General features: G+C 70.3%; 8 protein-coding genes. 2 read left to right on the top strand and 6 right to left on the bottom strand.

The window, feature by feature from the left end; genetic code table 11:
* The first annotated feature begins 103 nt into the window (after nucleotides 1–103).
* Both QZ433_RS14970 and QZ433_RS14965 read left to right on the top strand, forming a co-directional pair.
* Nucleotides 104–379 (top strand): helix-turn-helix transcriptional regulator, encoded by a 276-nt coding sequence (locus QZ433_RS14970; protein WP_295784983.1) that lies wholly within the window; start codon nucleotides 104–106, stop codon nucleotides 377–379.
* A gap of 845 nt (nucleotides 380–1,224) precedes the next feature.
* Complete coding sequence (locus QZ433_RS14965) at nucleotides 1,225–1,884, top strand: low molecular weight phosphatase family protein (RefSeq protein WP_295784981.1); 660 nt, start codon at nucleotides 1,225–1,227, stop codon at nucleotides 1,882–1,884.
* 31 nt (nucleotides 1,885–1,915) lie between these two features.
* Here QZ433_RS14965 and QZ433_RS14960 read toward each other — a convergent pair whose 3' ends face one another.
* The 6 genes from QZ433_RS14960 to QZ433_RS14935 form a co-directional block, all read right to left on the bottom strand.
* On the bottom strand, nucleotides 1,916–2,398 hold the full coding sequence (locus QZ433_RS14960; RefSeq protein ID WP_295784978.1) for a VanZ family protein: 483 nt from the start codon (nucleotides 2,396–2,398) through the stop codon (nucleotides 1,916–1,918).
* A gap of 2 nt (nucleotides 2,399–2,400) precedes the next feature.
* A complete protein-coding gene (locus QZ433_RS14955; RefSeq protein WP_295784976.1) occupies nucleotides 2,401–4,404 on the bottom strand; it encodes an AarF/UbiB family protein in 2,004 nt (667 codons plus the stop codon).
* A gap of 72 nt (nucleotides 4,405–4,476) precedes the next feature.
* A complete protein-coding gene (locus QZ433_RS14950) occupies nucleotides 4,477–4,884 on the bottom strand; it encodes an MFS transporter permease (protein WP_295784974.1) in 408 nt (135 codons plus the stop codon).
* 24 nt (nucleotides 4,885–4,908) lie between these two features.
* A complete protein-coding gene (locus QZ433_RS14945; RefSeq protein WP_295784972.1) occupies nucleotides 4,909–5,133 on the bottom strand; it encodes a hypothetical protein in 225 nt (74 codons plus the stop codon).
* A gap of 171 nt (nucleotides 5,134–5,304) precedes the next feature.
* Nucleotides 5,305–6,630, bottom strand: a complete 1,326-nt coding sequence (locus QZ433_RS14940) for a UDP-glucose/GDP-mannose dehydrogenase family protein (protein ID WP_295784970.1) — start codon at nucleotides 6,628–6,630, stop codon at nucleotides 5,305–5,307.
* Between the two features lie 67 nt (nucleotides 6,631–6,697).
* On the bottom strand, nucleotides 6,698–8,068 hold the full coding sequence (locus QZ433_RS14935) for a sugar transferase (RefSeq protein ID WP_295784985.1): 1,371 nt from the start codon (nucleotides 8,066–8,068) through the stop codon (nucleotides 6,698–6,700).
* Nucleotides 8,069–8,394: the final 326 nt, after the last annotated feature.

Here is an 8,394-nt window from a genome sequence, read left to right as displayed (position 1 = left end):
AGGTCTTCACCACGCCCACGACGGCGCTCCGCGTCTCGGGAGAACGGGGGTGGGGAATGTTTACATGTTCATGTGAGAATGGTCGATCGCGCAGGCTGGAAGCATGACCGATGCGCCCGATCCCTGGACCGATTTCGCCCGCGAGCTGGGGGTGCGGATGCTGCGCGCTCGCGCGGAGAAGCACATGTCGCAGGAGCAGGTCGCCCACGCAGCCGGACTCGCGACTTTCACGTACCGCAAGCTGGAGAAGGGCGAGTCGAATCCGGGGACCGCAGCCAATCCGCGGCTGCAGACTCTCGTCGCCCTTGCGGAAGTCCTGGACCTGCCGCTGAGCGAGCTGATTCCCCTCCCGCCGAAGGGCCTCGCCCCGGGTCGGTGAGGCGGATGTCGGAGGTGTGCGTTTCAGTGTGGTCGTGCCCATCGATGTCCGGATCGCCGCTGTCTGCGGCGATGCCTCGAGGAAGGTGCATGCCATGAACCCCGCGACCGCCGATGATCACCCGCCCCTCACGCGTTGTGCGTACGCCTGGTGCGTCACGCCTCACGGACGCACCGTGCACCCCGCCGACGAAGATCACCGCAGCGCGGGCGTCGGCCTCACGATCCGGACGCGAGACGGATGGGCTGGGGGCGCCGTCACGGCGAGCGACCTCGAGATCGGCGTCCTCCGGCGCCAAGATGATGACGCGACGTGGATCGTCATCGAGGCAGGCGGGTGCTCGTCGTTCGCCCTCCCCGTGGACGATGCCGACGAGATCGGGCGCCGGCTCGTGGGGGAGTCACGACGGGCGCGAATGACGGGGGACCCGGAGGCGGGCACGCTCGAGTCCTTACGAAGCGCGTCGGCGGGTTCCGAGCGCGACGTTCAGCGCGAGGAGGACGTAGACGTGGCGAGAAGCGGCATCCGTAGGCCTTCTCCGGCCCGTGGGGCCCGGGGGTCCCTCGTCCCGGCGGTCGCGCCCGCGATGTCGTCGATCCGGCGCGGCCCGTCTCGGCGCTTCCGTCGTCGTTCCCGGCGGCGACGTGCCCCGGGTCCGTCTCGACGTCCTTCGTCTCGGAGGGTCGACGGAACTCGATCTCGCCCACCTGTCGTGTTGACTTCACCCGCCCCGCCGCCCTCGGACGTCGTCGGCGCGTGCGGTGCCGTCGGACGGGACGGGGGTGTACTCGAACGCGAAGCGCGTCCGCTGGGCGAGAGGAGAGTGCGATGCTCGAGGCCGTTCGATGACCCCCGACCGGTTGGTGGTGGTGTGCACCGCCAACATGATCCGTTCGCCTTTCATCGCCGGTCTGCTCGCGACGCGGCTGGCTTCCTCCCCCCACGTCCGACTCCGCGTCGAGAGCGCGGGCACGGCGGCCCGACCGGGAGCGTCCGCGACGAGCGAGGTGCAGGAGGTCGCCCGGGCCTACGGACTCGACCTGGGTGATCATCGTGCGCGGCTGCTGACCGACGGCCTCCTGCAGCAGGGAGACACGGTGCTGTGCGCCGAGCGTGCCCATCGCCGTGTTGTCCTCGATCTGCGCCCCGATCTCGTCTCGTCAGTCTTCACGGTGCGGGAGTTCGCCCGACATGCCGAGGCGGTCTGCGCGCGCGGAGGGGCGTCCGATTGGTCGGCACTGGTGCGCGCGGCGGGGAGACGCCGTCTCGCGACGGCGGGCGAGACGGATCGAGACGACGACATCGTGGATCCTGTGGGCGGCTCGCGGTCGGTCTGGCGTGACTTCGAGCAGCAGGCCACTCTGGCGGTGTCCGCCATTCTCGGCTCCGTGTCGACGCTGTCCGGCCCGTCGGTCGGGAAGGGGGACCCGCACTCGATGACGCGGCGGGAGTACCGCCGTCGACACGGCGGCGACGCTGCTCGCCCGGTGGCGCGGGGAGCATGACCCGGCGGGCGCCCGCAGGAAGCGGGTGACCTCAGTCACCGTCCAGGGCGTGGTCACGGGTGAGCCGACGGCGGATGACCTCGGTCCCGACCGCACCGATGAGAGCACCGAGAGCATTGGCGACCACGTCCCCGACGCTCGCGGTGCGACCGGGGAGGAAGAAGGCCTGGACCGTCTCGGCCAGCACCGGGACGATCAGCGACACGACGATCACGACCCAGGGTCGCCGTCTCAGCAGGAGGGCGAGAAGCACCCCGAAGGGCACGAACAGCAGGACGTTCAGTGCGAAGTCGACCTGGAGGGGGTCCGCGCCGGGAAAAGCCGTGTAAACCGCCGCGTAGGCGAAACCGGCGTCGCGGTCGATATGGTCGGGCCACAGCAGGATCACGGACAGTCCCGCCGCGTACAAGCCCGTCAGCAGCGCCACGGTGCGCCGTCGGGGGCGACCGCGTGGATCGCCGCGCCGGCGCCCCGAGCCCGCGACCGACACGTCCGTGCGGGCGGGCCCTGGCATCCTCACTCCTTACCGGCAAACGTGCGGCGCACGATGCGCAGCAGACCGAGGAAACCGAAGAGACCGACCCCCGCGCCCAGCACCGAGAAGAGGGAGATGGAGCCCCCGAGGACGGGGCCTCCGCCGCTCACGATCAACACGACGGCGAGAACCACCGCGGCGATGGAGACGAGGGTGGACGCGATCTCGGCCGTGGCGCGATCCAGGAGGCCGCTAAGATCACGACCGTCTTCTCCTCGCAGGGTGATCCCGATCGAGCCCTTCTCAGCCCCCGTGAGCAGCGCGTCCAGGCGGCGGGGGACCTGCTCCAGGCGCGCCATCGCGATGACCGCGTTCGCCTGGACGTCGGTCGCCATCCGAGAGAGCGACAGCGTGCGGCGCAGCAAGGTGGGCATGAGCGCGAGTGCGCGACCGGCCATGTCGAAATCGGTCACGATCACGCGCAGGCACCCCTCGAGGGTCGCGAAGCTGCGGAACGCGGAGGCCAGCTCGCCGGGGAGGGCGAGTCGGTGCTGGCGGATCACATCGACCATCCGCGTGAAGATCGATGCGTGCGCGTCCGTGCGCAGGTGCTCCGTCGTCAGGACGACGCCCACGTCATGACGGAAGGCCTCCAGGTCGAGATCGGCCGGGGCATCGACGATGAGGAGGAGGGCATCGACGGCGGCGACGTCGTTCTCGCTCAGCGCGGCCAGGAGGAGCGCGGTCAGGTGCTGGCGGCGGCTGCGCTCGATGATCCCGACCGCTCCGAAATCGATCAGGCCGAGCGTTCCGTCCTCGCGCAGCAGAACGTTGCCCGGATGCAGGTCGGCGTGGAACACGCCGTAGACCAGGATCTGTTCGATGACCGTCGACATCAGGACGTCGGCGAGGCGGTCGCGCTCGGCGGCATCCATCGACGAGAGCCGATCCGCGGAGTCGCTGAGCGCGGTGCCGTCGACCAGCCCCATGGTCAGCACGCGCTGATGGGAGGCGGCGGCGAAGACGGGAGGCGCGGTCACCGCCCGTCGCCGCTGGGGATCGGCGCGGTCGATGCGGTCGAGCGTCGCACCGATCATCTGCGTGTTGCGAGCCTCGATGCGGTAGTCGAGCTCCTCGAGGAGCGTCGTGGTGAAGCCCCTGGCCACCGATTCGATCCGCAGATCCCGGCCGACACGGGTGCGGGCCTCGGCCCGATGCGCGAGTCGCAGGATGATGTCGGCGTCGGCCTCGACCTGCGCGCGCGCCGCCGGCCGCTGCACCTTGACCACCACCTCGGTGCCGTCGAGCAGGCGCGCGCGGTGGACCTGCGCGACGGAGGCGGCGGCGAGGGGGACGGGGTCGACCTCAGCGAAGACTCGGTCCAGGGGGACGTCGAGGTCGTTCTCGATGACCGCTCGCACGGTCTCCCACGGCAGCGTGGTGGCGTTCGTCTGCAGGGTCGCCAGAGCGCTCAGGTAGGGCTCCGGTACCAGGTCGCGCCGCGTGGAGAGGACCTGTCCGAGTTTGACGAAGCTCACGCCGGCGTCGTTGATGGTCGCGACGATCGCGTTCGCGCGTTCCTCGGACGTGCTGAGCTGCTCCTCGACGCGGGCGCGGCCCCCGTGGAACAGCCACCCGACGCCGTGCCGCGACGCGATGGCGAGGATCTCGATGTAGCGGCGGGTGCGCTTGCGCTGACGCAGCGCCGCGCGCACGACGTCGACCGGGTTGGGAAGGGGGCGCGTGGGGAAGATGGCCTCGCTCGCGACGAGACCGGCGACGCCGAGCGCGAAGACCCAGGCCAGAGACAGAGCCGTCACCCCGATCCACAGCCACACATCGTCGGCCGGGACCGTCCCCGCGGTGTCGAGACCCGTCTGGCGCAGCGTCCAGGCGGTCGAGGGTACGCCGAGGAAGAACACGACGAGGCCCACGACGATGCTCCGCGGCCATCCGACCGGCGTCCCCAGGATGCGTCGCGCGACGAACCCGACGAGCACCGCCGAGACGACGGCGGAGATCGAGATGAGAATGCTGGCGACCACGGGGTCAGCGTATCCCGGTGGGGCCGCGGCTCCCGGTGGATCCTGAGCGACAGCGCCCACCGGGAGAGACGGTCAGGAGCCGCCGGTGAAACGCTGCCAGAGCTCGACGAGGAGCGGCCCGACGTCGCTGACGCGTTCCGCCGAGCCGGCGGCGACGGCGATCACCGGGAACGCCGTCACGGCGAGGGCGGCGAGCACGGCGACGACGGCCGCCGCCCACGCCCCGGCGGGGCGGCGGCGGGTGAGCGCGCACAGCAGAAGAACCGCCGCGACGACCACTCCCACCAGGGCGACCGCGGTCACGCTGAGGGCGGGGAACGGCACGAGTCCCGCGGACGACGCGGTCACGCCGACGAGGAGCCCCACGAGCGGCAGGAACAGACCCAGTGCGACGAGCATGACGACCACGGTCCCGGTCGCGGCGGCGATCGGTCCCTGGCGCGACTTCACGAGACGGCGGGGGGCGGTGGTACGCATCATCGTTCTCCTCTTCGCGCCCCGTCCTTACTTGCGGAGCTCGCGGAACGTCTTCTCCGCGCGCTTCTGCGCCGCAGCGGCCGCCTTCTTGGCCGCCTTGTGACGACGCTTGCGCGCGCGGGGGTCGTTCCACAGCCGGACCAGCTGGTGGCCCACCGATTCACGGCTCTTCATCTGCACGCGCGGGGTGCGTGTACCGACGACGTAGGCGATCAACGCGATCGCGCCGACCAGGATGATCTTGTTGCGCATGGCATCCTCCGTTCGGACGAGCTGTCCCGCCGAGCGTCCGCCCGGAAGGGCGGAGCAGCGGTCCCGTCAGGAAGGAGACGTACCGAACAGAGGATTCGTCACGCGGGAGCGTCTGAGGACGCGAACGCGGGACGCCCCGGCCGGGGCCGGGGCGTCACCGGGGGCGGGCCGTCAGGGGCGCCCCATGCCGAAGTAGGTCCAGCCGGCGCCGCGCCACGCGACGGGGTCGAGGCAGTTCCGCCCGTCGATGACGACCCGCCCACGGGCGAGGGATGCCGCGTGCTCCGGCGAGAGGTGCCGCCGATACTCGTCCCACTCGGTGACGACGATCACGGCATCCGCGTCGCGCAGCGTCGCATCCAGGTCCCGGTCGTAGGTGAGCTGGGGGTGCAGGCGGCGGGCGTTGTCGATGGCGGCCGGGTCGGTCAGCGTCACGTGGGCGCCGAGACCGTGCAGGCGCACGGCGACGTCCAGTGCGGGGGAGTCGCGGATGTCGTCGCTGTGCGGCTTGAAGGCGGCGCCCAGCACGGCGATCTTCTTCTCGAAGACGCTGCCGCCGAGCGCGGTCGTGGCCAATTCCACGGCACGGTCGCGACGACGGAGGTTGATCGCGTCGACCTCGCGCAGGAAGGCGATCGATTCGCCGCGACCGAGTTCCTCGGCGCGGGCGGAGAAGGCGCGGATGTCCTTGGGCAGGCAGCCTCCGCCGAAGCCGATACCGGCGCCGAGGAAGCGGCGTCCGATGCGCGCGTCGTGTCCGATCGCATCGGCGAGGGTCGTCACGTCGGCCCCGGTGACCTCGGCGATCTCGGCCATGGCGTTGATGAAGCTGATCTTGGTCGCCAGGAAGGCGTTCGCCGACACCTTCACCAGCTCCGCCGTGGCGTAGTCGGTGACGATGAAGGGCGTGCCCTTCGCCACCGAGGGGTGGTACACCTCGCGCAGGATCTCGGCGGACCGTTCGCCCTCGGCCGTGGGCGCGCCGTCGTCCGAGGGCACACCGGCGACCAGGCGGTCCGGGTCGACGGTGTCTTGAACCGCCCAGCCCTCGCGGAGGAATTCCGGGTTCCAGACGAGCGTCGCCCCGCGCTCCGTCACGCGCGGTGCGAGGCGCGCGGCCGTGCCGACTGGCACGGTGGACTTACCGGCCACGATGTCGCCGTCGGCGAGGAAGGGGAGCAGGCCGTCGATCGCGGCATCCACGTACGTCAGATCGGCGGCGTACCCGCCCGCCTGCTGCGGCGTTCCGACGCCCACGAAGTGCACGGCGGCGCCCCGCGCGGCCGCCATGTCGGTCGTGAACGAGAGGCGTCCCGAGGCGATGCCCTCGGTGAGGATCTCCTGCAGACCGGGTTCGAAGAAGGGCGCCTCGCCCTTCGACAGCGCCGCGATCTTGCGTTCGTCGACGTCGATCCCCACGACCTCATGACCGATGGATGCCATGGCGGCCGCGTGCACGGCTCCGAGGTATCCGCAACCTATGACAGACAGACGCATGGCGAGAGCCTTTCAGTTCGATGCCGCTCCCCGCCGGTCGGCGGGAACCAGGCGGGGACGGGGTGACTCATGCGGCGGTGTCGCCCGGGGCGAGAGCGGCGCGGGCGGTGCGACCGAGGATGACGAAATCACTCAGGAGGGTCCAGTTCTCGACGTAGGAGAGGTCGAGTCGGACCGACTCCTCCCACGAGAGCGAGGACCGTCCGCTCACCTGCCACAGGCCCGTGATACCGGGTTTGGCGAGGAATCGGCGGTGGACGTGGTCGGCGTACACCGCGACCTCGGAGGGCAGGGGCGGGCGTGGTCCGACGAGGGACATGGACCCGCCGATGACGTTGAACAGCTGCGGCAGCTCGTCGAGGCTGTACTTGCGCATGATCCGCCCGATGGGGGTGACGCGCGGGTCGTTCCTCATCTTGAACAGGACCTCGTTGCCGGCGTCACGCTGCTGCGCGGCGAGCTGGGCGAGCAGTTCCTCGGCGTTGACCACCATCGATCGGAACTTGATCATGGTGAATTCGCGTCCGCGGAACCCCACGCGCGTCTGACGGAAGAAGACGGGACCTTCGCTGGAGAGGCGGACCGCGACGACGAGGAAGATCAGCAGGGGGCTCAGCAGCACGACGCCGACAGAGGCCGCGACGAGGTCGACGCTGCGCTTGAGGAAGCTCTGACCGCGCGAGAACTTGGGCGTCTCGACGTGGATGAGGGGGAGCCCCGCAACCGGGCGCGTGTGCAGGCGGGGACCGGCGATGTCGACGATGCTGGGCGCCAGGACCAAGTGCTGGCGGCCCGCTTCGAGGCTCCACGAGATCTGCTTGACCTTGTCGGCCGGGAGTTCGTCGGCGCTCGTGATGGCGACGGTGTCGGCTCCCGTCGCCTCCAGCGCGCTCGTGACGTCGCCGACGTGGCCCATGACGGGGATGCGCGTGCCGGGGATGACGTCGGCGATCTTTCCGTTCGGGACGCAGGCCCCGACCACCCGGTATCCGGCGCTGGGGGTGCGGGCGAACTCGCTCGCGAGCTGGGTGACGGAGTGCAGAGAGCCCACCAGGAGCACGTTCGCCGAATACCGACCGCGCGAACGCTGGACGACGAGCCACTGCCGCCACATCCAGCGGGTGAAGAAGAGCACGATGATGCCGAGCGGCAGGCTGACCAGCAGGTACCCGCGGGCCACGTCGATCTGCACGAGGAAGGCGATGATCGCGACCGCCCCGAAGAGGCGGAAGCTGGCATCGGCGATGCGGACGTACTCGGCCGAGCCGGTGCCGATGACGCGGTCGCTGCGGGACTCGACGAAGGCCAGCGCCCACATCCAGGTCACGATGAGGATGGCCGAGAACGCCCAGTAGGAGAGGTCGCTGATTCGACTGTCGCGACCAGCGGCCAGCTGGGCGTTGCCGAGTCCGAACCAGAGGATCTGGGTGCCGTACACGACCCAGATGAGAGAGGCCAGGTCGGTGAAGACGAGATTGCGCCGATAGCGCGCGCGCCACGGGTCGCGGACGTGCGGGGTCGAGGTGTCGGGCGCGGTCGCTGCGGGGGGCGCGGACTCGGAGTGCACGTTCGCGGCCCGGGCCTCATCGGGACCCGCCCCGGACGCGTCCTCTCGAAGGTCGAACGTCACGTCACCCGCCCCTCCCGATCGACTCCTGCCGATTCCCCCTGCGAACGATAACAGGCAAAAGTCACCCAAAAAGTCACCCGTCATTGCTTGTCATCCGCACGAAACGTGAACGGAAAGGGGCATCGCTTCACCCG

The sequence above is a fragment of the uncultured Microbacterium sp. genome, from assembly GCF_913776565.1.
Classification (GTDB): Bacteria; Actinomycetota; Actinomycetes; order Actinomycetales; family Microbacteriaceae; genus Microbacterium.
This window is presented reverse-complemented; position numbering and strand designations above follow the sequence as displayed.